General features: G+C 37.9%; 26 protein-coding genes. 22 read left to right on the top strand and 4 right to left on the bottom strand.

All coding sequences use genetic code 11. The annotated features are described in order from the left end of the window. Positions 1-145: 145 nt before the first annotated feature. Both trpS and guaB read left to right on the top strand, forming a co-directional pair. Positions 146-1,171 carry a tryptophan--tRNA ligase gene (trpS, locus tag SP4011_RS11335; protein WP_338619370.1) on the top strand — a complete coding sequence of 342 codons (1,026 nt, stop codon included), beginning with the start codon at positions 146-148 and terminating at the stop codon, positions 1,169-1,171. A gap of 151 nt (positions 1,172-1,322) precedes the next feature. Next, on the top strand, positions 1,323-2,801 hold the full coding sequence (guaB, locus tag SP4011_RS11330; RefSeq protein ID WP_000073418.1) for an IMP dehydrogenase: 1,479 nt from the start codon (positions 1,323-1,325) through the stop codon (positions 2,799-2,801). Between the two features lie 49 nt (positions 2,802-2,850). Here the strand turns inward: guaB and recF are convergent, their stop codons facing one another. Continuing rightward, the gene (recF, locus tag SP4011_RS11325; RefSeq protein ID WP_261064196.1) at positions 2,851-3,948 is read right to left on the bottom strand and encodes a DNA replication/repair protein RecF; all 1,098 of its coding nucleotides are present in this window, start codon (positions 3,946-3,948) and stop codon (positions 2,851-2,853) included. Positions 3,949-3,950: 2 nt separating this feature from the next. Beyond that, positions 3,951-4,319 carry a S4 domain-containing protein YaaA gene (gene yaaA / locus SP4011_RS11320; RefSeq protein WP_033689596.1) on the bottom strand — a complete coding sequence of 123 codons (369 nt, stop codon included), beginning with the start codon at positions 4,317-4,319 and terminating at the stop codon, positions 3,951-3,953. A 158-nt stretch (positions 4,320-4,477) separates the two neighbouring features. Here yaaA and yfmF point away from each other — a divergent pair, with 158 nt between their 5' ends. From yfmF to tsf, 12 genes are all read left to right on the top strand, one after another. After that, a complete protein-coding gene (yfmF, locus tag SP4011_RS11315; protein WP_338619369.1) occupies positions 4,478-5,728 on the top strand; it encodes an EF-P 5-aminopentanol modification-associated protein YfmF in 1,251 nt (416 codons plus the stop codon). Then, the gene (yfmH, locus tag SP4011_RS11310; protein WP_338619367.1) at positions 5,725-7,008 is read left to right on the top strand and encodes an EF-P 5-aminopentanol modification-associated protein YfmH; all 1,284 of its coding nucleotides are present in this window, start codon (positions 5,725-5,727) and stop codon (positions 7,006-7,008) included. The genes yfmF and yfmH overlap by 4 nt, the downstream gene beginning before the upstream one ends. A 41-nt stretch (positions 7,009-7,049) precedes the next feature. Continuing rightward, positions 7,050-7,892, top strand: coding sequence for a cytoskeleton protein RodZ (gene rodZ, locus SP4011_RS11305; RefSeq protein WP_338619366.1), 843 nt, complete (start codon positions 7,050-7,052; stop codon positions 7,890-7,892). Positions 7,893-7,902: 10 nt separating this feature from the next. Beyond that, entirely contained in the window at positions 7,903-8,448 is a 546-nt protein-coding gene (gene pgsA, locus SP4011_RS11300; protein WP_338619365.1) for a CDP-diacylglycerol--glycerol-3-phosphate 3-phosphatidyltransferase, read from the top strand. Further along, positions 8,445-9,272: an energy-coupling factor ABC transporter ATP-binding protein gene (locus SP4011_RS11295; protein WP_338619364.1), complete on the top strand. Its 828-nt coding sequence runs from the start codon at positions 8,445-8,447 to the stop codon at positions 9,270-9,272. The genes pgsA and SP4011_RS11295 overlap by 4 nt, the downstream gene beginning before the upstream one ends. After that, positions 9,257-10,096, top strand: a complete 840-nt coding sequence (locus SP4011_RS11290; RefSeq protein WP_338619362.1) for an energy-coupling factor transporter ATPase — start codon at positions 9,257-9,259, stop codon at positions 10,094-10,096. The genes SP4011_RS11295 and SP4011_RS11290 overlap by 16 nt, the downstream gene beginning before the upstream one ends. Further along, positions 10,089-10,883: an energy-coupling factor transporter transmembrane component T family protein gene (locus SP4011_RS11285; RefSeq protein ID WP_020902295.1), complete on the top strand. Its 795-nt coding sequence runs from the start codon at positions 10,089-10,091 to the stop codon at positions 10,881-10,883. The genes SP4011_RS11290 and SP4011_RS11285 overlap by 8 nt, the downstream gene beginning before the upstream one ends. A gap of 58 nt (positions 10,884-10,941) precedes the next feature. Further along, positions 10,942-11,760 carry a rod shape-determining protein MreC gene (mreC, locus tag SP4011_RS11280; RefSeq protein ID WP_173283106.1) on the top strand — a complete coding sequence of 273 codons (819 nt, stop codon included), beginning with the start codon at positions 10,942-10,944 and terminating at the stop codon, positions 11,758-11,760. After that, entirely contained in the window at positions 11,760-12,254 is a 495-nt protein-coding gene (gene mreD / locus SP4011_RS11275) for a rod shape-determining protein MreD (protein ID WP_173283105.1), read from the top strand. The genes mreC and mreD overlap by 1 nt, the downstream gene beginning before the upstream one ends. Positions 12,255-12,347: 93 nt before the next feature. Next, positions 12,348-13,526, top strand: a complete 1,179-nt coding sequence (gene pcsB, locus SP4011_RS11270; protein WP_112445445.1) for a peptidoglycan hydrolase PcsB — start codon at positions 12,348-12,350, stop codon at positions 13,524-13,526. Between the two features lie 226 nt (positions 13,527-13,752). Then, the gene (gene rpsB / locus SP4011_RS11265) at positions 13,753-14,532 is read left to right on the top strand and encodes a 30S ribosomal protein S2 (RefSeq protein ID WP_000268466.1); all 780 of its coding nucleotides are present in this window, start codon (positions 13,753-13,755) and stop codon (positions 14,530-14,532) included. Between the two features lie 79 nt (positions 14,533-14,611). Next, positions 14,612-15,652: a translation elongation factor Ts gene (gene tsf, locus SP4011_RS11260; protein ID WP_173234333.1), complete on the top strand. Its 1,041-nt coding sequence runs from the start codon at positions 14,612-14,614 to the stop codon at positions 15,650-15,652. 121 nt (positions 15,653-15,773) lie between these two features. Here tsf and cysK read toward each other — a convergent pair whose 3' ends face one another. Further along, the gene (gene cysK / locus SP4011_RS11255; RefSeq protein WP_338619357.1) at positions 15,774-16,700 is read right to left on the bottom strand and encodes a cysteine synthase A; all 927 of its coding nucleotides are present in this window, start codon (positions 16,698-16,700) and stop codon (positions 15,774-15,776) included. Positions 16,701-16,984: 284 nt separating this feature from the next. Further along, complete coding sequence (locus tag SP4011_RS11250; RefSeq protein WP_338619356.1) at positions 16,985-17,620, bottom strand: YigZ family protein; 636 nt, start codon at positions 17,618-17,620, stop codon at positions 16,985-16,987. A 56-nt stretch (positions 17,621-17,676) separates the two neighbouring features. Here SP4011_RS11250 and SP4011_RS11245 point away from each other — a divergent pair, with 56 nt between their 5' ends. The 8 genes from SP4011_RS11245 (at position 17,677) to cbpD (ending at position 25,796) form a co-directional block, all read left to right on the top strand. Then, positions 17,677-18,975: a DEAD/DEAH box helicase gene (locus SP4011_RS11245; RefSeq protein ID WP_338619355.1), complete on the top strand. Its 1,299-nt coding sequence runs from the start codon at positions 17,677-17,679 to the stop codon at positions 18,973-18,975. Continuing rightward, positions 18,972-19,634 (top strand): ComF family protein, encoded by a 663-nt coding sequence (locus SP4011_RS11240; protein ID WP_262081990.1) that lies wholly within the window; start codon positions 18,972-18,974, stop codon positions 19,632-19,634. Before SP4011_RS11245 ends, SP4011_RS11240 begins: the two co-directional genes overlap by 4 nt. Positions 19,635-19,713: 79 nt before the next feature. Continuing rightward, positions 19,714-20,262: a ribosome hibernation-promoting factor, HPF/YfiA family gene (gene hpf / locus SP4011_RS11235; RefSeq protein WP_050142688.1), complete on the top strand. Its 549-nt coding sequence runs from the start codon at positions 19,714-19,716 to the stop codon at positions 20,260-20,262. A gap of 135 nt (positions 20,263-20,397) precedes the next feature. Next, positions 20,398-22,371, top strand: a complete 1,974-nt coding sequence (locus tag SP4011_RS11230; protein ID WP_338619354.1) for a DHH family phosphoesterase — start codon at positions 20,398-20,400, stop codon at positions 22,369-22,371. Continuing rightward, positions 22,368-22,820, top strand: coding sequence for a 50S ribosomal protein L9 (gene rplI, locus SP4011_RS11225; RefSeq protein ID WP_000864214.1), 453 nt, complete (start codon positions 22,368-22,370; stop codon positions 22,818-22,820). Before SP4011_RS11230 ends, rplI begins: the two co-directional genes overlap by 4 nt. Before the next feature lie 43 nt (positions 22,821-22,863). Beyond that, positions 22,864-24,216, top strand: a complete 1,353-nt coding sequence (gene dnaB, locus SP4011_RS11220; protein ID WP_050142692.1) for a replicative DNA helicase — start codon at positions 22,864-22,866, stop codon at positions 24,214-24,216. 1 nt (position 24,217) lies between these two features. After that, a complete protein-coding gene (locus SP4011_RS11215; protein ID WP_000128619.1) occupies positions 24,218-24,484 on the top strand; it encodes a Veg family protein in 267 nt (88 codons plus the stop codon). Positions 24,485-24,677: 193 nt separating this feature from the next. Next, positions 24,678-25,796 (top strand): choline binding-anchored murein hydrolase CbpD, encoded by a 1,119-nt coding sequence (gene cbpD, locus SP4011_RS11210; RefSeq protein WP_338619353.1) that lies wholly within the window; start codon positions 24,678-24,680, stop codon positions 25,794-25,796. Positions 25,797-25,869 lie beyond the last annotated feature (73 nt).

Genomic DNA, 25,869 nt, shown 5'->3' with positions numbered 1-25,869 from the left:
TTTTATCTGTCAATTTTGTGTAAATTATATTTACATTATACTTTACACAAATCCGTGAATAGTAAGGTTGATTTATTTTGATAAATTGCGGTTATTTCATTAAAAAAATGCTATAATTGAAGGGACTATATCGAAGGAGAACAAAATGACTAAACCCATTATTTTAACAGGAGACCGTCCAACAGGAAAATTGCATATTGGACATTATGTTGGAAGTCTCAAAAATCGAGTATTATTACAGGAAGAGGATAAGTATGATATGTTTGTGTTCTTGGCTGACCAACAAGCCTTGACAGATCATGCCAAAGATCCTCAAACCATTGTAGAGTCTATCGGAAATGTGGCTTTGGATTACCTTGCAGTTGGATTGGATCCAAGTAAGTCAACTATTTTTATTCAAAGCCAGATTCCAGAGTTGGCTGAGTTGTCTATGTATTATATGAATCTGGTTTCATTAGCACGTCTGGAGCGTAATCCAACTGTCAAGACAGAAATTGCTCAGAAAGGATTTGGAGAAAGCATTCCGACAGGATTCTTGGTCTATCCAATAGCTCAAGCAGCTGACATCACAGCTTTCAAAGCTGATTATGTTCCTGTTGGGACAGATCAGAAGCCAATGATTGAGCAGACTCGTGAAATTGTTCGTTCTTTTAACAATGCATATAACTGTGATGTCTTGGTAGAACCGGAAGGTATTTATCCAGAAAATGAGAGAGCAGGGCGTTTGCCTGGTTTAGATGGGAATGCTAAAATGTCTAAATCACTCAATAATGGTATTTATTTAGCTGATGATGCGGATACTTTGCGTAAAAAAGTAATGAGTATGTATACAGATCCAAATCATATCCGCGTTGAGGATCCAGGTAAAATTGAAGGAAATATGGTTTTCCATTATCTAGATGTTTTTGGTCGTCTAGAAGATGCTCAAGAAATTGCTGACATGAAAGAACATTATCAACGAGGTGGTCTTGGTGATGTGAAGACCAAGCGTTATCTACTTGAAATATTAGAACGTGAACTTGGTCCTATTCGTGAGCGCCGTATCGAATTTGCTAAGGATATGGGAGAAGTTTATAATATGCTTCAAAAAGGTAGTGAAAGAGCGCGTGAAGTTGCAGGTCAAACCCTATCTGAGGTTAAAGGTGCAATGGGACTCAATTACTTTAACTAAGTTTATTTTACAAGAAACTATCATTTCTATCTCAAAGAAAAGATAGTTTTTTATTTACCCCTGTAATATTTGACAAATTTTTATAGAATGGTATGATAGATACAATATAAAAAGAGTCAAGCTCAAAAAGAAAGAAAAGAGGAAACTTCGAATGTCTAATTGGGACACTAAATTTTTGAAAAAAGGTTTTACCTTTGATGATGTATTGCTTATTCCAGCTGAAAGTCATGTGTTGCCTAACGATGCAGATTTAACAACTAAATTGGCAGATAATCTGACTTTAAATATCCCAATTATTACCGCTGCCATGGACACAGTTACAGAGAGTCAAATGGCCATTGCTATTGCTCGTGCAGGTGGTCTCGGAGTTATCCATAAAAACATGTCAATTGCTCAACAAGCAGACGAGGTTCGTAAGGTAAAACGTTCTGAAAATGGGGTTATTATTGATCCGTTCTTCTTGACGCCTGAACATACAATTGCTGAAGCAGATGAGCTTATGGGTCGTTACCGCATCAGTGGTGTTCCAGTTGTTGAAACACTTGAAAATCGTAAATTGGTTGGTATTTTGACAAACCGAGATCTTCGTTTTATTTCAGATTATAATCAACCAATTTCAAACCATATGACTAGTGAAAATCTTGTGACTGCTCCTGTGGGTACAGATCTTGCAACGGCTGAAAGCATTCTTCAAGAGCACCGTATTGAAAAACTTCCGTTGGTAGATGAAGAAGGCCGTCTTTCTGGTTTGATTACTATCAAAGATATTGAAAAAGTTATTGAGTTTCCAAATGCTGCTAAAGATGAGTTTGGTCGTCTACTAGTTGCAGGTGCAGTAGGTGTTACTTCAGATACATTTGAACGTGCAGAGGCTCTTTTTGAGGCAGGAGCGGATGCGATTGTTATTGATACTGCACATGGTCATTCTGCAGGTGTCTTGCGTAAAATTGCTGAGATTCGTGCTCACTTCCCAGATCGTACTTTGATTGCTGGAAATATTGCAACAGCTGAGGGTGCACGTGCCCTTTATGAAGCAGGTGTAGACGTTGTCAAGGTTGGGATTGGACCAGGTTCTATCTGTACTACTCGTGTGATTGCTGGTGTTGGTGTTCCGCAAGTAACAGCTATCTACGATGCTGCAGCTGTTGCGCGTGAATATGGTAAAACGATCATTGCCGACGGTGGAATCAAGTATTCTGGAGATATTGTAAAAGCCCTTGCTGCAGGTGGAAATGCAGTTATGCTTGGATCAATGTTTGCTGGAACTGATGAAGCTCCAGGTGAAACTGAAATCTTCCAAGGACGTAAGTTCAAGACGTACCGTGGTATGGGATCAATCGCTGCTATGAAAAAAGGTTCAAGTGATCGTTACTTCCAAGGTTCTGTCAATGAAGCAAACAAACTTGTTCCAGAAGGAATTGAAGGTCGTGTTGCTTATAAAGGAGCGGCAGCTGATATTGTCTTTCAAATGATTGGTGGTATTCGCTCTGGTATGGGTTACTGTGGTGCAGCTAACCTTAAAGAACTACACGATAATGCTCAATTTATTGAAATGTCTGGTGCTGGTTTGAAAGAAAGTCACCCTCATGATGTACAAATTACGAATGAGGCGCCAAATTATTCTATGTAAAAGAAATGAAAAGAACTCCAGTAAAAACAGGAGTTCTTTTACAATGTTGTCAATTTTCATTTACAGCAACTTTACCATCCTGAATAGTGAAGATACTTAGATTTTCTGGCAAATTTTGAAGATGATCCAAGCTTGTTGTTGTTATAAAGGTTTGGATTGACTGAGAAATCGTTTCTAATAATTTTAACTGTCTAGTGTTGTCAAGTTCACTCATGACATCGTCAAGTAATAATATCGGAGATTCTGTAGTAATACTTTCCATTAATTCGATTTCTGCTAATTTTATCGAGAGGACGAGACTACGATGTTGGCCTTGACTTCCGAAACTAGCATCCATCCCATTTATATAAAAAGAAATGTCATCTCGATGAGGCCCAACACCAGTATTCTTTTTAAATAAATCTCTGGACCTACTTTTTTCTAAAGCAATTTTGAAAGATTCTGATAAGTCTTCTTTTTCAGTTGACTTTACAGAAGATTGATAGGATATTGACAACTCTTCAATCTGATTAGAAAGTTCAAAATGTTTCTTACGGCCAAAATGCTCTAGTTTTTTTATAAAATCTAAGCGGTGATTCATTACACGACATCCATAATCGACTAGCTGATCATCTAGTACTGAAAGGAAGGTTTCATCTATTTTTTGAGCTGATTTTAAATAGGTATTTCTTTGCTTAAGAATATGGTTATAATTGGTTAAATCTGATAAATAGATTGGCTTAATTTGCCCAAGCTCCATATCAATAAATTTTCGTCGAACTGAAGGTGCTCCTTTAATTAGTTGTAAATCTTCAGGAGCAAATAAGACAACATTCATGTGTCCTACATAATCTGAAAGGCGTGCCTGTTTTAAATGATTAACTTTTGTCACACGCCCTTTTTGTGTTAGTTCGATTTCGAGAGGAATAGATCCAGTTTTTTTCTGAACAAGACCTGAAAGATGAAGCTGTTCCTCATCAAAATGAATGAGATTTTTATCTGTTCGAGTTCGATGACTGCGTGTTAAGGCTAAAAAATAGATAGCCTCTAACATATTTGTTTTACCTTGTGCATTGCGTCCTAAAAAGACATTTAATTTAGGATTAAAGTCTATTTTCGTCTCTTTATAGTTACGAAAAGTCTTGAGAGATAGGTGTTGTAGCCACATGATTATCTACCAGGGAATCGCGGAGCTTGTTTGCTTTTGGGTGATGAAGTAGGTTTTGATTTATCTTTTTTTACACCTTTATTCATCTCCTTAACAAGTTTAGCAATTCGTTCTTTTTCAACTTTATCAGCTTGGTATTCCTCTTGCTCCTCAGAAGTAGGTTGTGTCAACAAGATGTCAATATTCATGTCAGGGATGTCAACTTTATCACCAATACGAAGTTTTTTACCACGACGATTTTCTAATTCCCCATTAAAGTAAACAGAATGTTCAGAGAGAAATGATTTAATAGCTCCTCCGCTATGTGTAATTCCAAGTTCTTTGAGTAGTGCTTGGAGGGTAATAAATTCTTCAAATAATTTGTATTCCATAATTCACCTCAATCTTTGGTATTATACCATATTTTCCTAAAAATAGTGAGAGAAACAAGGAGTAATGTAAGCGATTTTTATTTCAAAAGTGTTACAGAGAACAAGAAAATTTCAGGTTTTCGTGATATAATAGAAGTCTGTATATAAGGAGGTAAATCATGGAGTTAGTGCATGGAATTTCAACACATTTTATCCAATCAAAAAAGTTTAAAACGAACAAAATCGCCGTGCGTTTTACCGCTCCATTATCCCTCGATACGATTTCAGGTCGCATGTTGAGTGCGAGTATGCTAGAGACTGCTAATCAGATGTATCCCACTTCTCAAGATTTGAGAAGACATTTAGCCAGTCTATACGGTACAGATATGTCAACCAATTGTTTCAGAAGAGGGCAAAGTCATATTGTAGAATTGACATTCACCTATGTTCGTGATGAGTTTTTAAGTAGGAAAAATGTGCTAACTTCTCAGGTTTTGGAACTAGTAAAAGAAACTCTTTTTTCCCCCGTAGTAGTTGATAATGGGTTTGATTCGGCCTTATTTGAAATTGAGAAAAAACAATTGCTAGCAAGTTTAGCAGCTGATATGGATGATTCTTTTTATTTTGCACATAAAGAATTGGATAAATTATTTTTTCATGATGAACGTCTCAGATTGGAATATAGTGATTTACGAAATCGTATTTTAGCTGAAACTCCACAAAGTTCTTATTCTTGTTTCCAAGAATTTTTGGCCAATGATCGAATAGATTTCTTTTTCCTAGGTGATTTTAATGAGGTTGAAATTCAAAATGTATTAGAATCATTTGACTTTAAAGGTCGAAAAGGAGATGTGATGGTTCAGTATTGTCAACCTTATTCCAATATCCTTCAGGAAGGTATGGTTCGGAAAAATTTGGGACAATCCATTTTGGAATTAGGCTATCATTGCCCTTCTGAATATGGCGATGAGCAACATTTACCCATGATTGTAATGAATGGTTTACTTGGTGGATTTGCTCACTCTAAGCTCTTTACAAACATCCGTGAAAATGCTGGATTGGCTTACACTATTTCAAGTCAGCTTGATTTGTTTAGTGGATACTTGAGGATGTATGCTGGTATCGATCGAGAAAATCGTAACCAGGCTCGTAAAATGATGAATAATCAACTGATTGATTTAAAAAAAGGATATTTTACAGAGCTTGAGTTAGAGCAAACAAAGGAAATGATTCGTCGGTCTTTGTTGCTTTCTCAAGATAATCAAGGTTCATTGATTGAACGTGCTTATCAAAATGCCTTACTTGGAAAATCTTCAGCAGACTTTAAAAGTTGGATTGCAAAACTCGAGCAAGTTGACAAAGATGCTATTTGTAGAGCAGCTAATAATGTGAAACTACAGGCGATTTACTTTATGGAAGGAATAGAATGACAAAGGTTGTTTTTGAAGAAAAATACTATCCAGCTGTAAAAGAAATGGTTTATCGAACTCGTTTGTCAAATGGATTGACAGTTGCTCTTTTGCCTAAAAAGGAATTTAAAGAGGTTTACGGGAGTGTAACTGTCCAGTTTGGTTCGGTAGATACGCTTGTCACAGAAGTTGACGGAGATGTAAAACAATATCCTGCGGGAATTGCTCATTTTCTTGAACATAAATTATTTGAGAGAGAAGATTCTAGCGATTTGATGTCAGCTTTTACGAGTCTAGGTGCAGATAGCAATGCCTTTACAAGCTTTACAAAAACAAACTATCTTTTTTCATCGACGGATTATCTCTTAGAGAATTTAGATTTACTTGATGAATTGGTAACATCAGCACACTTTACTGAAGCTTCCATTTTGAGAGAGCAGGATATTATCCAGCAAGAACGAGAAATGTACCAAGATGATCCCGATTCGTGTTTATTCTTTTCAACTTTAGCGAATTTATATCCTGGCACACCTTTAGCAACGGATATAGTTGGAAGTGAGGAGTCCATTTCCCAAATCAATCTAACTAATTTGCAAGAAAATTTTACAAGGTTTTACAAACCTGTAAATATGTCTCTGTTTTTAGTTGGTAATTTTGATGTGGAGCAAGTACAGGACTATTTTGAAAGAAAGGAACTGGAAGATCTAAATGTTCAGGAAGTATCAAGAGAAAAGTTGCTTTTACAAGATGTAAAGCCAACAGACAGTATGAGAATGGAAGTATCTTCTCCCAAGCTAGCGATTGGGATTAGAGGTAATCAAGAAGTTGCTGAGGCGGATTGCTATCGACATCATATTTTATTGAAATTATTATTTGCAATGATGTTTGGTTGGACTTCGGATCGTTTTCAAAAGTTATATGAATCAGGTAAAATAGATGCTTCCTTATCTTTTGAAATTGAAGTAACAAGTCGTTTTCATTTCGTTATGTTGACAATGGATACGAAAGAGCCAGTTGCTTTATCTCATCAGTTTAGGAAGGCCGTTCGTAATTTCACAAAGGATTTGGATATTACAGAGGATCATTTAGATATTATCAAAAGAGAGATGTTTGGGGAATTTTTCAGTAGCATGAACTCTCTTGAATTTATTGCAACGCAATATGATGCTTTTGAACATGGTGAGACAATTTTTGATTTACCAAAGATTTTACAGGAAATTACTTTAGAGGATGTCCTTGAAGCAGGACATCACTTAATAGATGAAGGGGATATAGTTGATTTTACAATATTCCCATCGTAGTAACCTATCATAATAGACACTAGAAAGAAGGGATGACAAGTATGAGGAAAAAAACAATTGGTGAGGTTTTACGATTAGCTAGAATCAATCAGGGATTGAGTTTAGATGAATTGCAGAAAAAGACAGACATCCAGTTAGATATGTTGGAAGCAATGGAAGCAGACGATTTCGATCAACTTCCAAGTCCTTTTTACACACGCTCTTTCTTGAGAAAATATGCATGGGCTGTTGAGTTAGATGACCAAATTGTTTTGGATGCTTATGATTCTGGGAGTATGATTACTTATGAGGAAGTAGATGTTGATGAAGACGAGTTGACAGGGCGCAGACGTTCAAGTAAGAAAAAGAAGAAAAAAACATCCTTTTTACCTTTATTTTATTTTATCCTTTTTGCCTTATCGATTCTAATTTTTGTGACCTATTATGTTTGGAATTATATTCAAACTCAACCAGAGGGGCCTTCTATTTCTAATTACAGTGTAGTTCAATCAACAAATTCAATAAGTTCAACTAGCTCTGTTCCCCACTCCTCAAGTAGTAGTTCATCTAGCAGTTCTTCTAGTGTAGAATCAGCTATAAGTGTATCAGGTGAAGGAAATCATGTAGAAATCGCTTATAAGACAAGTAAAGAAACAGTTAAATTGCAATTGGCAGTTTCAGATGTTACAAGTTGGGTCAGCGTTTCAGAAAGCGAACTTGATGGCGGTGTAACCTTATCGCCAGAGAAGAAAAGTACGGAAACAACAGTTGCAACTAAAAGTCCTGTAACCATTACCTTAGGTGTTGTAAAAGGTGTTACTTTGACAGTAGATAATCAGACTGTTGATTTATCGAAATTAACAGCTCAGACTGGACAAATCACTGTAACCTTTACTAAAAATTAAGGAAAAACAAATGAAAAAAGAACAAATTCCAAATCTCTTAACAATAGGTCGAATTCTCTTTATACCTATTTTTATCTTTATTTTAACGATAGGAAATTCGATAGAAAGTCATATGGTAGCAGCTATTATCTTTGCTATTGCCAGTATCACAGACTACCTAGATGGATATTTAGCTCGTAAATGGAATGTGGTCAGTAATTTTGGTAAATTTGCAGATCCTATGGCGGATAAGTTACTAGTTATGTCGGCTTTTATTATGTTGATTGAGTTAGGGATGGCTCCGGCTTGGATTGTTGCAGTGATTATCTGTCGTGAGTTGGCTGTGACAGGTTTAAGGCTTTTACTGGTTGAAACTGGTGGAAGAGTTTTAGCGGCAGCAATGCCTGGGAAAATTAAAACTTTCAGTCAGATGTTTGCGATTATTTTCTTGCTATTACATTGGACTTTGATTGGTCAAGTTCTACTTTATGTGGCCTTGTTTTTCACTATCTACTCTGGTTATGATTATTTCAAGGGTAGTGCCTATGTATTTAAAGGGACATTTGGTTCGAAATGAAATCAATAATTGATGTAAAAAATCTTTCTTTTCGCTATAAAGAAAATCAGGAATACTATGATGTGAGGGATATTACGTTTCACGTGAAACGTGGAGAATGGCTTTCGATTGTAGGACACAATGGTAGTGGTAAATCAACGACGGTTCGATTAATTGATGGTTTACTGGAAGCAGAATCTGGAGAGATTGTAATTGATGGCCAACGGCTGACTGAGGAGAATGTTTGGAGTATACGTCGTCAAATCGGTATGGTTTTTCAAAATCCAGACAATCAATTTGTTGGAGCGACTGTTGAAGATGATGTTGCCTTTGGTTTGGAAAATCAGGGCCTTTCTCGTCAAGAAATGAAAAAGAGAGTGGAAGAAGCTCTGGCTTTAGTTGGCATGTTGGACTTTAAAAAGAGAGAGCCGGCGCGTCTATCAGGTGGCCAAAAGCAACGTGTGGCCATTGCAGGTGTTGTAGCCCTAAGACCAGCTATTTTAATCCTAGATGAAGCAACGAGTATGTTGGACCCTGAGGGACGTAGAGAACTGATTGAGACAGTAAAAGGAATTCGAAAAGACTATGATATGACGGTCATTTCCATTACACATGATTTGGAAGAAGTTGCCATGAGCGATCGCGTGTTGGTCATGAAAAAAGGATCAATTGAATCAACTAGTAGTCCAAGAGATCTTTTCTCTCGAAATGATTTAGATCAAATTGGATTAGACGATCCTTTTGCCAATCAATTAAAAAATTCTTTGAGCCAGAATGGCTATGATTTACCTGAAAATTATTTGACAGAAAGTGAGCTAGAGGATAAGCTATGGGAATTGCTCTAGAAAATGTGAATTTTATATATCAAGAAGGGACTCCCTTAGCTTCAGCAGCTTTGTCGGATGTTTCTTTGACGATTGAAGATGGTTCTTATACGGCTTTAATTGGGCACACAGGTAGCGGTAAATCAACTATTTTACAACTTTTAAATGGTTTATTGGTGCCAAGTCAAGGGAGTGTGAGGGTTTTTGATACCTTAATCACCTCGACTTCTAAAAATAAAGATATTCGTCAAATTAGAAAACAGGTTGGCTTGGTATTTCAGTTTGCTGAAAATCAGATTTTTGAAGAAACGGTTTTGAAAGACGTTGCTTTTGGACCGCAAAATTTTGGAGTTTCTGAAGAAGATGCGGAGAAGATTGCGCGTGAGAAACTGGCTCTGGTTGGAATTGATGAATCACTTTTAAATCGTAGCCCGTTTGAGCTGTCAGGTGGACAAATGAGACGTGTCGCCATTGCAGGTATACTTGCCATGGAACCAGCCATATTAGTCTTAGATGAGCCCACAGCAGGCCTAGATCCCCTGGGAAGAAAAGAGCTGATGAATTTGTTCAAAAAACTCCACCAGTCAGGGATGACCATTGTCTTGGTAACGCATTTGATGGATGATGTTGCTGAATATGCAAATCAAGTCTATGTGATGGAAAAGGGACGTTTAGTTAAGGGTGGTAAACCAAGTGATGTCTTTCAAGATGTTGTCTTTATGGAAGAAGTGCAGTTGGGAGTACCTAAGATTACGGCTTTCTGTAAACGATTGGCTGATAGAGGCGTGTCATTTAAACGATTACCGATTAAGATAGAGGAGTTCAAGGAGTCGCTAAATGGATAGTATGATTTTGGGGCGTTATATCCCAGGGGATTCGATTGTTCACCGATTGGATCCACGTAGCAAATTGCTTGCTATGATGTTACTAATTTTGATCGTTTTTTGGGCTAATAATCCCTTGACGAATCTAATTCTTTTTATAGCGACAGGGATATTTATTGCCTTGTCAGGAGTATCTCTTTCATTTTTTATTCAGGGCTTGAAGTCTATGTTTTTCTTGATTGCCTTCACAACTATTTTTCAACTATTTTTCATTTCTAATGGGAATGTGTTATTTGAGTTTTCGTTTGTGAGAATCACAGATTATGCTTTGCAACAAGCTGGGATTATTTTTTGTCGTTTTGTATTGATTATTTTCTTTTCAACTTTGTTAACCTTAACGACCATGCCCTTAAGTTTGGCATCAGCTGTCGAAGCTTTATTAGCACCTTTAAAGCGTGTGAAAGTTCCAGTTCATGAAATTGGTTTGATGCTGTCCATGAGTCTACGTTTTGTTCCGACCTTAATGGATGATACGACGCGGATTATGAATGCACAGAAAGCGCGTGGAGTGGATTTTGGTGAAGGAAGCATTGTTCAAAAAGTAAAGGCGATGATTCCCATTTTGATTCCTCTTTTTGCGACAAGTTTAAAACGTGCGGATTCCTTGGCTATCGCCATGGAAGCGCGTGGTTATCAGGGTGGAAAAGGTAGAAGTCAATACCGACAACTGAAATGGACTCGAAAGGATACGCTGACTATTCTTGTTATTATCGTACTTGGTTGTTGCTTATTTTTCTTAAAATCTTAGTAGCTTTTAGGAATTGATAAAAAGTTACTGTAACAGTTTTTGATATAAAGGTAGGGATATGAACCGTTTTAAAAAATCAAAATATGTCATTATTGTTTTTGTCACTGTTCTGCTTGTCTCAGCTCTCTTAGCGACGACTTATTCAAGTACAATTGTGACAAAATTAGGAGATGGGATCTCATTGGTTGATAGGGTTGTACAAAAACCTTTTCGGTGGTTTGATTCTGTCAAATCAGATTTGGCTCATTTGACACGAACATATAATGAAAATGAAAGTTTGAAGAAACAGATTTACCAGTTAGAAGTCAAATCAAATGAGGCGGAAAGTTTAAAGACGGAAAATGAACAACTGCGTCAATTGCTTGATATGAAGTCTAAATTGCAAGCCACAAAGACTTTAGCAGCAGATGTTATTATGCGTTCTCCGGTATCTTGGAAGCAGGAGTTGACCTTAGATGTAGGCAAATCAAAAGGAGCTTCTGAGAACATGTTAGCCATTGCAAATGGTGGTTTGATTGGGAGCGTTTCAAAAGTAGAGGAGAACTCTACTATGGTTAACCTTCTGACAAATACGGAAAATGCTGATAAGATTTCTGTTAAAATTCAACACGGCACTACCACAATTTATGGAATTATTGTTGGCTACGACAAGGAAAATGAAGTTCTTAAAATTAGCCAATTAAATAGCAATAGCGATATTAGTACAGGCGATAAAGTGACAACGGGTGGATTAGGAAACTTTAACGTTGCGGATATTCCTGTTGGTGAAGTGGTTGCCACAACGCATAGTACGGACTATTTGACACGAGAAGTAACTGTTAAGTTGAGTGCAGATACTCATAATGTGGATGTGATAGAATTAGTGGGGAATTCATAATGAGACAGTTAAAGCGGGTAGGAGTGTTTTTATTGCTACCTTTCTTGGTTCTAATTGACGCTCATATTAGCCAGCTTCTGGGCTCATTTTTCCCCCATGTACATTTGGCTAGTCATTTTCTTTTTCTATTTCTCTTATTTGAGACGATAGAAGTATCAGAGTATCTCTACCTAGTCTATTGTTTTGTGATAGGCTTGGTTTACGATGTTTACTTTTTCCATCTAATAGGGATTGCAACTCTCTTATTTATCTTATTGGGAGCCTTTCTTCATAAATTGAATAGTGTTATTTTGTTGAATCGTTGGACACGAATGCTAGCCATGATTGTCCTGACATTCCTGTTTGAAATGGGTAGTTATCTTTTGGCTTTTATGGTAGGGCTGACAGTGGATAACATGTCGATTTTTATAGTCTATAGCTTGGTACCGACGATGATTTTAAATTTTTTATGGATTACTGTTTTTCAATTTATTTTTGAAAAATATTATCTATAAGAACGACATATAAATGTAACAAAGGCGTAATATTTATTGGAGTTTTTTTTGGTATACTAGTATTGTCTTAAACAGAAGGAGTATTTATTAACCATGAAGAAAAAAATCTTAGCCTCGCTTTTATTAAGTACAGTAATGGTTTCCCAGGCAGCAGTATTGACGACTGCCCATGCAGAAACGACTGATGACAAAATTGCTGCTCAAGATAATAAAATTAGTAACTTAACAGCACAACAAGAAGAAGCACAAAAACAAGTTGATCAAATTCAGGAGCAAGTATCTGCTATTCAAGCAGAGCAATCTAACTTGCAATCTGAAAATGATAGATTACAAGCAGAATCTAAGAAACTCGAGGGTGAGATTACAGAACTTTCTAAAAACATTGTTTCTCGTAACCAATCTTTGGAAAAACAAGCTCGTAGTGCTCAAACAAATGGAGCCGCAACTAGCTACATCAATACAATCGTAAACTCAAAATCAATTACAGAAGCTATTTCACGTGTTGCTGCAATGAGTGAAATCGTATCTGCGAATAACAAAATGTTAGAACAACAAAAGGCAGATAAAAAAGCTATTTCTGAAAAACAAGTAGCAAATAATGATGCTATCAATACTGTAATTGCTAATCAACAAAAATTAGCTGATGATGCTCAAGCATTGACTACGAAACAGGCAGAACTAAAAGCTGCTGAATTGAGTCTTGCTGCTGAGAAAGCGACAGCTGAAGGGGAAAAGGCAAGTCTATTAGAACAAAAAGCAGCAGCTGAGGCAGAGGCTCGTGCAGCTGCGGCAGCAGAAGCAGCTTATAAAGAAAAACAAGCTAGCCAACAACAATCAGTACTTGCTTCAGGTAATACAAACCTAACAGCACAGGTACAAGCAGTATCTGAATCTGCAGTAGCACCTGTTCAGGCTAAAGTACGTCCAACATATAATACAGATGCCTCAACTTATCCAATTGGTGAATGTACCTGGGGAGTAAAAACATTGGCACCTTGGGCTGGAGACTACTGGGGTAATGGAGCACAGTGGGCTACAAGTGCAGCTGCAGCAGGATTCCGTACAGGATCGACACCTCAAGTTGGAGCAATTGCATGTTGGAACGATGGTGGATATGGACACGTAGCGGTTGTTACAGCTGTTGAATCAACAACACGTATCCAAGTATCAGAATCAAACTATGCAGGTAATCGCACACTTGGAAACCACCGTGGATGGTTTAATCCAACAACGACTTCTGAAGGTTTTGTGACATATATTTATGCAGACTAATTAGAGAGAGGGACTCGAATAGAGCCCTCTTTTTTAGGTTTTACCAGAGACAATAACGATTAAAAATCCCATCAAAATAGCTTGAAAATATCGAAAAAGTATGGTAGAATAAAAATTGTCGTGTGAACGATAATACTCATTCTTGATGAATTGTGAAGCAGTTGCCCTTGGGTCGTTTTGCGAGTTGAAGTCAAGAAGAGGAAAAAAACAAAAAGGAGAAATACTCATGGCAGTAATTTCAATGAAACAACTTCTTGAGGCTGGTGTACACTTTGGTCACCAAACTCGTCGCTGGAACCCTAAGATGGCTAAATACATCTTTACAGAGCGTAATGGAATCCACGTTATCGACTTGCAACAAACTGTAAAATACGCTGACCAAGCATACGACTTCATGCGTGATGCAGCAGCTAACGATGCAGTTGTATTGTTCGTTGGTACTAAGAAACAAGCAGCTGATGCAGTTGCTGAAGAAGCCGTACGTTCAGGTCAATACTTCATCAACCACCGTTGGTTGGGTGGAACTCTTACAAACTGGGGAACAATCCAAAAACGTATCGCTCGTTTGAAAGAAATCAAACGTATGGAAGAAGATGGAACTTTCGAAGTTCTTCCTAAGAAAGAAGTTGCACTTCTTAACAAACAACGTGCGCGTCTTGAAAAATTCTTAGGTGGTATCGAAGATATGCCTCGTATTCCAGATGTGATGTACGTAGTTGACCCACATAAAGAGCAAATCGCTGTTAAAGAAGCTAAAAAATTGGGAATTCCAGTTGTAGCGATGGTCGACACAAATACTGATCCAGATGATATCGATGTAATCATCCCAGCTAACGATGACGCTATCCGCGCTGTTAAATTGATTACAGCTAAATTGGCTGATGCTATCATCGAAGGACGTCAAGGTGAGGATGCAGTAGCAGTTGAAGCAGAATTTGCAGCTTCAGAAACTCAAGCAGATTCAATTGAAGAAATCGTTGAAGTTGTAGAAGGCGACAACGCTTAATTCATAATAAATAGTAATTACCTAGGAGGGCGGGGCTTAGCCCGGCTCTCCTATTTTTAAAAAATATAGGAGAATCAAAATGGCAGAAATTACAGCTAAACTTGTTAAAGAGTTGCGTGAAAAATCTGGTGCTGGTGTTATGGACGCTAAAAAAGCATTGGTTGAAGTGGAAGGCGATATTGAAAAAGCGATTGAATTGCTTCGCGAAAAAGGTATGGCAAAAGCAGCTAAGAAAGCTGACCGTGTTGCTGCAGAAGGTTTGACTGGTGTTTATGTTGACGGTAACATTGCAGCAGTTGTTGAAGTAAATGCTGAAACTGACTTCGTTGCGAAAAACGCTCAATTTGTTGAGTTGGTAAACGCAACAGCTAAAGCAATCGTTGAAGGAAAACCAGCTAATAATGAGGAAGCACTTGCTTTGACTATGCCTTCAGGTGAAACTCTTGAAGCTGCATACGTATCTGCAACAGCGACTATCGGAGAAAAAATCTCATTCCGTCGCTTTGCTTTGATTGAAAAAACAGATGCACAACACTTCGGAGCATACCAACACAACGGTGGACGTATCGGTGTTATCTCTGTAATCGAAGGTGGAGACGAAGCACTTGCTAAACAATTGTCAATGCACATCGCAGCGATGAAACCAACAGTTCTTTCTTACAAAGAATTAGATGAACAATTCGTTAAAGATGAGTTGGCACAATTGAACCACGTTATCGACCAAGATAACGAAAGCCGTGCAATGGTTAACAAACCAGCTCTTCCACACTTGAAATATGGATCAAAAGCACAATTGACTGATGATGTTATTGCTCAAGCTGAAGCTGACATCAAAGCTGAATTGGCTGCAGAAGGCAAACCAGAAAAAATCTGGGACAAAATCATCCCAGGTAAAATGGATCGCTTCATGCTTGACAATACTAAAGTTGACCAAGCTTACACACTTCTTGCACAAGTTTACATCATGGATGACAGCAAGACAGTTGAAGCATATCTTGAATCAGTTAACGCTTCAGTAGTTGAGTTCGCTCGCTTTGAAGTTGGTGAAGGTATTGAGAAAGCTGCAAACGACTTTGAAGCTGAAGTTGCAGCTACAATGGCAGCAGCCTTGAATAACTAATTATAGAAAGGAAGTAAATTTGCTTCCTTTTTTCTATGCAGTCGATCCCTATAGGGAGAGCTTCCTATTTTCAAGGTAAAAATAAAAAGCCCTATAATAAGGGCTAAGTGCATTTAGGAGACTAAACTTCAAATTCATAGAGTGCTGTAGAGAGATAACGTTCACCGTTATCTGGTGCTAGAGCAAGGACTTTTTTACCTGTACCTAATTTTTTGGCAATCTCGATGGCTCCGTAGATAGCTGCAGCTGAAGAAATCCCTACAAGGAAGCCATCTTTTCCACCAATTTCACGTCCGAGTGCAAGAGCATCATCTGATGTTACACGAACGATACCATCATAGGCTTTAGTATCAAGTGTATCAGGAATAAATCCAGCTGATATACCTTGAATTTTGTGAGGACCAGGTTTTTCACCAGATAGAATAGCAGATTCATCAGCTTCCACTGCATAAACTTGAATGTTTGGATTTGCTGATTTGAGTGCATGAGAAACACCAGAAATCGTTCCGCCGGTACCCACTCCAGCAACAAAGGCATTTAGTCCATCTTTACCGAAAGCAGCTAGTATTTCAGCTCCTGTTGTTCTTTCGTGTACTTCTGGATTTGCTGGGTTGTCAAATTGAAGAGGAAGGAAACCATCACGTTCAGCAGCGATTTCTTGAGCCTTAGCAATAGCACCTTTCATTCCTTCGCTACCAGGAGTAAGGACGAGTTCAGCACCATAGGCTTGGATAATCTTACGTCGTTCCACACTCATAGTTTCAGGCATAACGATAACAACTTTATACCCTTTAGCAGCCCCTACCCATGAAAGTCCAATACCAGTGTTTCCACTTGTTGCTTCAACAATAGTAGAACCAGGTTTCAGAATACCGTCTTGTTCAGCTTTTTCAATCATGCTAAGAGCAATACGGTCTTTTACAGAAGAACCAGGGTTAAATGCTTCAAGTTTTACATAGACATCTGCAGCCCCTTCTGGCACAATATTGTTGAGTTTAACAATCGGAGTTTGACCGATTAGTTCAGTAATGTTGTTATAAATAGACATATGAATACCTCTTTGTATAAGATATTTCTAGTATAACGCTAACTATACCATTTGTAAAATATAGAAATCCTATCGGAGCGATAGGATTTTTTTATATCACAGGTCTAAGCCATTAATTTTAAGAGATTGTGTTAGGCTAATTCTAGTAAATAGGTGTAAAGGAGAACGCTATCCATTTTCTTTTTGAATTGCTTCATTTTCTAGTATATTTTGGTACGCATCTTTTTATTTTGCTAATTAAAGTAGCGGTGGAAATATCAGTGAAACACTGTATTATCCATTGTTTACACTAAATTTACAGGAACTTCAACTTCTCGTAAACCTTGATCAGTTAAAGTGACTTTTCCATTAAAAAACTCCACAAGTGCAGATTTAATAGTTTCTTTTTCTTCTTTATCAACATAAATCATCGTATCGACTTGATCTGTAAAGTTTGTATCCAGCTCCATGAGATTATGTTCTTTAAGAAAGTTACTGTACTCTTGGTACTGAGCATAAGACATTTGAATAGCAATGCCAGCCTGTTCTTTTATTTCAATAATACCAATTTCTTTGACAGCTAAGGCAACACTGCCGGCGTAAGCACGAATGAGTCCTCCAGCGCCTAGTTTAATACCACCAAAGTAGCGTGTCACGACCACACAGACATTGGTGAGATTGTGATTTTCTAGTACCCCAAGCATGGGAACACCAGCAGTGCCACTAGGCTCACCATCATCACTTGTCCGTTTGATTTCACTACGTTCCCCAATAATAAATGCAGAGCAGTTATGCGTAGCTTTGTAGTGTTCTTTTTTGATGGTGGTAATGAAGTCACGAGCCTCTTCTTCGCTATAAACACGCTTGGCATGACAGATAAAACGGGATTTTTTGATTTCTTCTTGGACTTGACCGTCCTCTTTAATTGTTCTAAATTCCATGATTTAATTGTACTAAAAAATCATCTAAAGCGCTAGGTTTTTACGAATAAAGAAGTATGAAAGTAAATCCAAATTATCTCGGTCGTTTGTTTACGGAGAATGAATTAACAGAAGAAGAACGTCAGTTGGCGGAGAAACTTCCAGCAATGAGAAAGGAGAAAGGGAAACTTTTCTGTCAACGTTGTAATAGTGCTATTTTAGATGAATGGTATTTGCCCATCGGTGCTTACTATTGTAGGGAGTGTTTACTGATGAAGCGAGTCAGGAGTGATCAAGCTTTATACTATTTTCCACAGGAGGATTTTCCGAAGCAAGATGTTCTTAAATGGCGTGGTCAATTAACTCCTTTTCAAGAGAAGGTGTCAGAGGGACTGATTCAAGCAGTAGACAAGCAGGAGCCAACCTTAGTTCATGCAGTAACAGGAGCTGGAAAGACAGAAATGATTTATCAAGTTGTGGCTAAAGTAATCAATGCGGGTGGTGCAGTGTGTTTGGCCAGTCCTCGCATAGATGTTTGTTTGGAGCTATACAAACGCCTGCAAGATGATTTTGCTTGCGAGATAGCCCTCCTACATGGAGAATCAAAGCCGTATTTTCGAACACCACTAGTTGTTGCGACGACCCATCAGTTATTGAAATTTTATCAAGCTTTTGATTTGCTGATAGTGGATGAAGTAGATGCTTTTCCTTATGTTGACAATCCCACGCTTTACCATGCTGTCAAGAATAGTGTAAAGGAGAATGGGTTGAGAATCTTTTTAACAGCGACTTCGACAGATGAGTTAGATAGGAAAGTCCGTTTAGGAGAACTAAAAAGGTTGAGCTTACCTAGACGATTCCATGGAAATCCGTTGATTATTCCTAAACCAGTTTGGTTATCCGATTTTAATCACTGTTTAGAGAAAAGTCGTTTGTCACCAAAGTTAAAGTCCTATATTGAGAAACAGCGAAAGACAGCTTATCCGTTACTCATTTTTGCATCAGAAATTAAACAAGGGGAGCAGTTAAAAGAAATCTTACAGGAGCAATTTCCAAATGAGAAAATTGGTTTTGTATCTTCTGTAACAGAGGATAGATTAGAGCAGGTACAAGCATTTCGAGATGGGGAGCTGACAATACTTATCAGTACGACAATCTTGGAGCGTGGAGTTACATTCCCTTGTGTGGACGTTTTCGTAGTAGAGGCCAATCATCATTTGTTTACCAAGTCTAGTTTGATTCAAATTGGTGGACGAGTTGGACGAAGCATGGATAGACCGACAGGAGATTTACTTTTCTTCCATGATGGGTTAAATGATTCAATCAAGAAGACGATTAAGGAAATTCAGATGATGAATAAGGAGGCTGGTCTATGAAGTGCTTGTTATGTGGGCAGACTATGAAGACTGTTTTAACTTTTAGTAGTCTCTTGCTTCTGAGGAATGATGACTCCTGTCTTTGTTCAGACTGTGATTTTACTTTTGAAAGAATTGGGGAAGAGAACTGTCCAAATTGTATGAAAACAGGTTTGTCAACAAAGTGTCAAGATTGTCAACTTTGGTGTAAAGAAGGAGTTGAAGTCAGTCATAGAGCGATTTTTACTTATAATCAAGCTATGAAGGATTTTTTCAGTCGGTATAAGTTTGATGGAGATTTCCTTTTAAGAAAAATTTTCGCTTCATTTTTAAGTGCGGAGTTAAAAAAGTACAAAGAGTATCAATTTGTAGTCATTCCCCTAAGTCCTGATAGATATGCTAACAGAGGATTTAATCAGGTTGAGGGCTTGGTAGAGGCAGCAGGCTTTGAGTATCTGGATTTACTAGGAAAAAGAGAAGAGAGAGCCAGTTCTTCTAAAAATCGTTCAGAGCGCTTGGCGACAGAACTTCCTTTCTTTATTAAAAGTGGAGTCACTATTCCTAAGAAAATCCTACTTATAGATGATATTTATACTACAGGAACAACTATAAATCGTGTGAAGAAACTGCTGGAAGAAGCTGGTGCTGAGGATGTAAAAACATTTTCCCTTGTAAGATGAGGAAAAAATTTGCAAAAATAGAATGAAAGCGTTATAATAAAATCATAAAAACAAAAATGTTTAGAAAGAAGGTACTCATATGATTAAATATAGTATCCGTGGTGAAAACCTAGAAGTAACAGAAGCAATTCGTGATTATGTAGTTTCTAAACTCGAAAAGATCGAAAAGTATTTTCAAGCTGAACAAGAGTTGGATGCTCGAGTTAACTTGAAGGTGTATCGTGAAAAAACTGCTAAAGTGGAAGTAACGATTCCGCTTGGCTCTATTACTCTTCGTGCAGAAGATGTGTCTCAAGATATGTATGGTTCAATTGATCTTGTAACTGATAAAATTGAACGTCAGATTCGTAAAAACAAAACAAAAATAGAGCGTAAAAATAAAAATAAGGTAGCAACTAGTCAATTATTTACAGATGCTCTAGTGGAAGATTCAAATGTTGTCCAGTCTAAAGTTGTTCGTTCAAAACAAATTGATTTAAAACCAATGGATTTGGAAGAAGCTATTCTACAAATGGATTTATTGGGGCATGATTTCTTTATCTATGTGGATGTTGAAGATCAAACAACCAATGTGATTTATCGTCGTGAGGATGGCGAAATTGGTTTGTTAGAAGTTAAAGAATCTTAATTAGAATAGGTGTAAAGGTAGGTTTACTGAATTGTAAACCTCCTTTTTCTTATAATTGATAGAATTACTGATTACACTTTTAAAAAGTCGCTTTTTGAGGGGTATTATGGTATAATGGGTGCCAAGAGGTTTGGAATGAAAAAATTTTATGTAAGTCCATTCTTTCCTATTCTAGTAGGATTGATTGCGTTTGGAGTCTTATCCACTTTCATTATTTTTGTTAATAATAATCTGTTGACGGTTTTCATTTTGTTTCTTTTTGTAGGAGGCTATGTTTTTTTATTTAAGAAACTGAGAGTGCATTATACAAGGAGTGATGTAGAACAGATACAGTATGTAAACCACCAAGCGGAAGAAAGTTTGACATCTCTATTGGAACAGATGCCTGTAGGTGTTATGAAATTGAATTTATCTTCTGGAGAGGTTGAGTGGTTTAATCCCTATGCTGAATTGATTTTGACCAAGGAAGATGGTGATTTTGATTTGGAAGCTGTTCAAACGATTATCAAGGCTTCAGTAGGAAATCCGTCTACTTATGCTAAGCTGGGTGAGAAGCGTTATGCTGTTCATATGGATGCTTCTTCCGGTGTTTTGTATTTTGTAGATGTATCCAGGGAACAAGCCATAACAGATGAATTGGTAACGAGTCGACCAGTGATTGGAATTGTATCTGTGGATAATTATGATGATTTGGAGGATGCAACTTCTGAGTCAGATATTAGTCAAATCAATAGTTTTGTAGCTAATTTTATATCAGAGTTTTCAGAAAAATACATGATGTTTTCTCGTCGGGTAAGTATGGATCGATTTTATCTATTTACTGACTATACGGTGCTTGAGGGCTTGATGAATGATAAATTTTCTGTTATTGATGCTTTCAGAGAAGAGTCGAAACAGAGACAGTTGCCCTTGACCTTAAGTATGGGATTTTCTTATGGCGATGGAAATCATGATGAAATAGGGAAAGTTGCTTTGCTCAACTTGAACTTGGCTGAAGTACGTGGTGGCGACCAGGTGGTTGTCAAGGAGAATGATGAAACGAAAAATCCAGTCTACTTTGGCGGTGGGTCGGCTGCGTCCATCAAGCGCACTCGTACCCGTACTCGATCAATGATGACAGCCATATCTGATAAGATTCGTAGTGTGGATCAAGTGTTTGTAGTTGGACATAGAAATTTAGATATGGATGCCTTGGGCTCTGCTGTAGGTATGCAGTTGTTCGCCAGCAATGTGATTGAAAATAGCTATGCTCTTTATGATGAAAATCAGATGTCTCCGGATATTGAACGTGCGGTTTCATTCTTAGAAAAAGAAGGAGTTACGAAGTTATTGTCTGTTAAGGATGCAATGGGGATGGTGACCAATCGTTCTTTGTTAATTCTTGTAGACCATTCAAAGACAGCCTTAACATTATCAAAAGAATTTTATGATTTGTTTACACAGACCATCGTTATTGACCACCATAGAAGGGATCAGGATTTTCCAGATAATGCGGTCATTACTTATATCGAAAGTGGTGCAAGTAGTGCCAGTGAGTTGGTAACGGAATTGATTCAGTTCCAGAATTCTAAGAAAAATCGTTTGAGTCGTATGCAAGCAAGCGTCTTGATGGCTGGTATGATGCTGGATACTAAAAATTTCACCTCACGAGTGACTAGTCGGACATTTGATGTTGCTAGCTATCTCAGAACGCGCGGAAGTGATAGTATTGCTATCCAAGAAATCGCTGCGACAGATTTTGAAGAATATCGTGAGGTCAATGAACTGATTTTACAGGGGCGTAAATTAGGTTCAGATGTATTGATAGCGGAGGCTACGGACTCGAAATGCTATGATACAGTTGTTATTAGTAAGGCAGCAGATGCCATGTTAGCTATGTCAGGTATTGAAGCGAGTTTTGTTCTTGCGAAAAATACACAAGGCTTTATATCTATCTCAGCTCGGAGTCGTAGTAAGCTGAATGTACAACGGATTATGGAAGAACTGGGAGGTGGAGGTCACTTTAATTTGGCAGCAGCTCAAATTAAAGATTTAACCTTGTCAGAAGCAGGTGAAAAACTAACAGAAATTGTATTAAATGAAATAAAGGAAAAGGAGAAAGAAGAATGAAAGTAATCTTTTTAGCAGATGTTAAAGGAAAAGGTAAAAAAGGCGAAATTAAGGAAGTACCAACAGGATATGCACAAAACTTTCTTATCAAAAAGAATCTAGCCAAAGAAGCGACTGCTCAAGCTGTAGGTGAACTTCGTGGTAAACAAAAATCCGAAGAGAAAGCTCACGCTGAGATGATTGCAGAAGCAAAAGCAATTAAAGCCCAACTTGAAGCAGAAGAAACGGTTGTAGAATTTGTTGAAAAAGTTGGTCCAGATGGTCGTACCTTTGGTTCTATTACCAATAAGAAGATTGCAGAAGAATTGCAAAAGCAATTTGGAATTAAGATTGATAAACGTCATATTCAAGTACAAGCTCCGATTCGAGCGGTTGGTTTGATTGATGTGCCAGTGAAAATCTATCAAGATATCACAAGTGTAATCAATCTTCGTGTGAAAGAAGGATAAGTTTACACCTTCTTGACAAGATTGTAAAAGGAAGGGAAGTCTGATGGCAGAAGTAGAAGAGTTACGAGTACAACCTCAAGATATCTTAGCTGAGCAATCTGTTTTGGGTGCTATCTTTATTGATGAGAGTAAACTTGTTTTTGTGCGAGAATACATTGAGTCTCGGGACTTTTTTAAGTATGCCCATCGTTTGATTTTCCAAGCTATGGTCGATTTATCCGATCGTGGTGATGCCATAGATGCAACAACTGTTCGCACCATTCTTGATAATCAAGGGGATTTACAGAATATTGGTGGCTTGTCTTACTTGGTTGAGATTGTCAATTCTGTGCCAACTTCTGCTAATGCGGAGTACTATGCTAAAATCGTTGCAGAAAAGGCTATGTTACGGCGATTAATCGCTAAGTTGACAGAGTCTGTCAACCAAGCTTACGAAGCGTCGCAACCAGCTGATGAAATCATTGCTCAGGCAGAAAAAGGCCTGATTGATGTCAGCGAAAATGCTAATCGAAGCGGGTTTAAGAACATTCGAGATGTGTTGAATGTCAACTTTGGAAATCTGGAAGCTCGCTCGCAACAAACGACCGATATTACAGGTATTGCGACAGGTTATCGTGATTTGGATCATATGACGACTGGTCTACACGAGGAGGAGTTGATTATTCTAGCAGCTCGTCCGGCGGTTGGTAAGACAGCTTTTGCCTTGAATATTGCTCAGAATATTGGGACTAAGTTGGACAAAACAGTTGCTATTTTTTCACTCGAAATGGGTGCGGAAAGTCTAGTCGATCGTATGTTAGCGGCAGAAGGGTTGGTTGAGTCGCATTCTATCCGTACAGGTCAATTGACCGATGAGGAGTGGCAAAAATATACCATTGCTCAAGGGAACCTAGCAAACGCAAGTATCTATATCGATGATACGCCAGGGATTCGGATTACAGAGATTCGTTCTCGTTCACGTAAATTAGCTCAAGAAACTGGAAATCTTGGTTTGATTTTGATAGACTATTTGCAGCTTATCACGGGAACTGGTCGGGAAAATCGTCAACAAGAGGTTTCAGAAATTTCACGTCAGTTGAAAATCCTAGCAAAAGAACTGAAGGTACCAGTAATCGCTCTTAGTCAGCTTTCTCGTGGGGTAGAACAACGTCAGGATAAGAGACCGGTCTTGTCTGATATTCGTGAATCTGGGTCTATCGAGCAGGATGCTGATATCGTAGCCTTTCTTTATCGCGACGACTACTATGAGCGTGGTGGTGAAGAAGAGGACGGTATCCCAAATAATAAGGTGGAAGTTATTATCGAGAAAAACCGTAGTGGAGCTCGTGGAACAGTGGAATTGATTTTCCAAAAAGAATACAATAAATTTTCAAGTATCTCAAAAAGGGAGGCATAAAATGACAGATGCATTTACAGATGTAGCTAAGATGAAAAAAATTAAAGAGGAAATCAAGGCGCATGAGGGTCATGTAATTGAAATGACCTTGGAAAATGGACGTAAGCGCCAAAAAAATAGATTGGGTAAGTTAATTGAAGTTTATCCATCCCTCTTTATTGTTGAATTTGGGAATGTTGAAGGAGATAAACAAGCTAATGTTTATGTTGAGTCCTTTACTTACTCAGATATCCTTACTGAAAAGAATTTGATTCATTATCTGGACTAAAGTGAGAAATTTTCTCACTTTTTCTTTTTTCTCCGAATAGTTTAAGTGAAGGCAATCTTCGATTTATACTCTTCGAAAATCAAATTCAAACCACGTCAGCTTCGCCTTGCCGTACTCAAGTACAGCCTGCGCCTAGCTTCCTAGTTTGCTCTTTGATTTTCATTGAGTACTATATTATTTTCAAGGAGGAAGAATGAAAATTTTACCGTTTATAGTAAGAGGGACAAGTTATTACTTGAAGATGTCAGTTAAAAAGCTTGTTCCTTTTTTAGTAGTAGGATTGATGTTAGCAGCGAGTGATAGTGTCTATGCCTATTCTGGAGGAAATGGATCGATTGCGCGAGGGGATGATTATCCTGTTTATTATAAAAATGGGAGCCAGGAGATTGATCAGTGGCGCATGTATTCTCGTCAGTGTACTTCTTTTGCAGCCTTTCGTTTGAGTAATGTCAATGGTTTTGAGATTCCAAGGGCTTATGGAAATGCGAATGAATGGGGGCATCGTGCTCGTCGTGAAGGCTATCGTGTAGATAATACACCGACGATTGGCTCCATTGCTTGGTCTACTGCAGGAACTTATGGGCATGTTGCCTGGGTGTCAAATGTAATGGGAGATCAGATTGAGATCGAGGAATATAACTATGGTTATACAGAAGCCTATAATAAACGAAGTATAAAAGCAAATACCATGACTGGTTTTATTCATTTTAAAGATTTGGCTGGTGGTAGTGTGGGGAATAGTCAAACCTCAGTTTCAATAGGAGGAACACATTATTTTAAGAGCAAGTCTGCTATCAAAAATCAGCCACTAGCTAGCGCAACTGCAATTGATTACTATTATCCTGGGGAGAATGTTCATTATGATCAAATTCTCGAAAAAGATGGATACAAGTGGATGAGCTATACGGCTTATAACGGAAGTCGTCGTTATATCCAGCTAGAGGGAGTGACTTCTTCACAAAATTATCAGAACCAATCAGGAAATAGCTCTAACTATGGATCCAATAACAGTTCAACTGTCGGTTGGAAGAAAATAAATGGTAGTTGGTATCATTTCAAATCAAATGGGTATAAATCAACGGGATGGTTGAAAGATGGTTCTAGCTGGTATTATTTGAAATCATCTGGTGAAATGCAGACAGGATGGTTAAAGGAGAATGGCTCGTGGTATTACCTGGATAGTTCAGGGGCAATGAAAACAGGCTGGTATCAAGTTTCTGGTAAGTGGTATTATTCTTACTCTTCAGGTGCCTTAGCTGTTAATACGACGGTGGATGGCTACAGAGTAAACAGTGATGGAGAACGAGTATAGAAAATTGGAGTAGGAAATTTTTCCTGCTCTTTTCTGTAAGCAGTTTCCTTGACATTTTTCTTATTTTGCGCTA

The sequence above is a fragment of the Streptococcus parapneumoniae genome, from assembly GCF_037076355.1.
Classification (GTDB): Bacteria; Bacillota; Bacilli; order Lactobacillales; family Streptococcaceae; genus Streptococcus; species Streptococcus parapneumoniae.
The sequence above is the reverse complement of the archived record's forward strand: the minus strand, read 5'-3'. Positions and strand labels throughout refer to the sequence as shown.

Excerpts from the sequence above, each read along its gene's own strand:
- mreC (WP_173283106.1), top strand. The coding sequence starts at position 10,942 with ATGAACCGTTTTAAAAAATCAAAATATGTCATTATTGTTTTTGTCACT.
- SP4011_RS11250 (WP_338619356.1), bottom strand. The coding sequence starts at position 17,620 with ATGGAATTTAGAACAATTAAAGAGGACGGTCAAGTCCAAGAAGAAATC.
- cysK (WP_338619357.1), bottom strand. The coding sequence starts at position 16,700 with ATGTCTATTTATAACAACATTACTGAACTAATCGGTCAAACTCCGATT.
- yaaA (WP_033689596.1), bottom strand. The coding sequence starts at position 4,319 with ATGGAATACAAATTATTTGAAGAATTTATTACCCTCCAAGCACTACTC.
- dnaB (WP_050142692.1), top strand. The coding sequence starts at position 22,864 with ATGGCAGAAGTAGAAGAGTTACGAGTACAACCTCAAGATATCTTAGCT.
- SP4011_RS11295 (WP_338619364.1), top strand. The coding sequence starts at position 8,445 with ATGAAATCAATAATTGATGTAAAAAATCTTTCTTTTCGCTATAAAGAA.
- SP4011_RS11290 (WP_338619362.1), top strand. The coding sequence starts at position 9,257 with ATGGGAATTGCTCTAGAAAATGTGAATTTTATATATCAAGAAGGGACT.
- pgsA (WP_338619365.1), top strand. The coding sequence starts at position 7,903 with ATGAAAAAAGAACAAATTCCAAATCTCTTAACAATAGGTCGAATTCTC.
- rplI (WP_000864214.1), top strand. The coding sequence starts at position 22,368 with ATGAAAGTAATCTTTTTAGCAGATGTTAAAGGAAAAGGTAAAAAAGGC.
- SP4011_RS11245 (WP_338619355.1), top strand. The coding sequence starts at position 17,677 with ATGAAAGTAAATCCAAATTATCTCGGTCGTTTGTTTACGGAGAATGAA.
- SP4011_RS11215 (WP_000128619.1), top strand. The coding sequence starts at position 24,218 with ATGACAGATGCATTTACAGATGTAGCTAAGATGAAAAAAATTAAAGAG.
- rodZ (WP_338619366.1), top strand. The coding sequence starts at position 7,050 with ATGAGGAAAAAAACAATTGGTGAGGTTTTACGATTAGCTAGAATCAAT.
- trpS (WP_338619370.1), top strand. The coding sequence starts at position 146 with ATGACTAAACCCATTATTTTAACAGGAGACCGTCCAACAGGAAAATTG.
- tsf (WP_173234333.1), top strand. The coding sequence starts at position 14,612 with ATGGCAGAAATTACAGCTAAACTTGTTAAAGAGTTGCGTGAAAAATCT.
- yfmF (WP_338619369.1), top strand. The coding sequence starts at position 4,478 with ATGGAGTTAGTGCATGGAATTTCAACACATTTTATCCAATCAAAAAAG.
- SP4011_RS11230 (WP_338619354.1), top strand. The coding sequence starts at position 20,398 with ATGAAAAAATTTTATGTAAGTCCATTCTTTCCTATTCTAGTAGGATTG.
- mreD (WP_173283105.1), top strand. The coding sequence starts at position 11,760 with ATGAGACAGTTAAAGCGGGTAGGAGTGTTTTTATTGCTACCTTTCTTG.
- recF (WP_261064196.1), bottom strand. The coding sequence starts at position 3,948 with ATGTGGCTACAACACCTATCTCTCAAGACTTTTCGTAACTATAAAGAG.
- pcsB (WP_112445445.1), top strand. The coding sequence starts at position 12,348 with ATGAAGAAAAAAATCTTAGCCTCGCTTTTATTAAGTACAGTAATGGTT.
- guaB (WP_000073418.1), top strand. The coding sequence starts at position 1,323 with ATGTCTAATTGGGACACTAAATTTTTGAAAAAAGGTTTTACCTTTGAT.
- cbpD (WP_338619353.1), top strand. The coding sequence starts at position 24,678 with ATGAAAATTTTACCGTTTATAGTAAGAGGGACAAGTTATTACTTGAAG.
- yfmH (WP_338619367.1), top strand. The coding sequence starts at position 5,725 with ATGACAAAGGTTGTTTTTGAAGAAAAATACTATCCAGCTGTAAAAGAA.
- SP4011_RS11285 (WP_020902295.1), top strand. The coding sequence starts at position 10,089 with ATGGATAGTATGATTTTGGGGCGTTATATCCCAGGGGATTCGATTGTT.
- rpsB (WP_000268466.1), top strand. The coding sequence starts at position 13,753 with ATGGCAGTAATTTCAATGAAACAACTTCTTGAGGCTGGTGTACACTTT.
- SP4011_RS11240 (WP_262081990.1), top strand. The coding sequence starts at position 18,972 with ATGAAGTGCTTGTTATGTGGGCAGACTATGAAGACTGTTTTAACTTTT.
- hpf (WP_050142688.1), top strand. The coding sequence starts at position 19,714 with ATGATTAAATATAGTATCCGTGGTGAAAACCTAGAAGTAACAGAAGCA.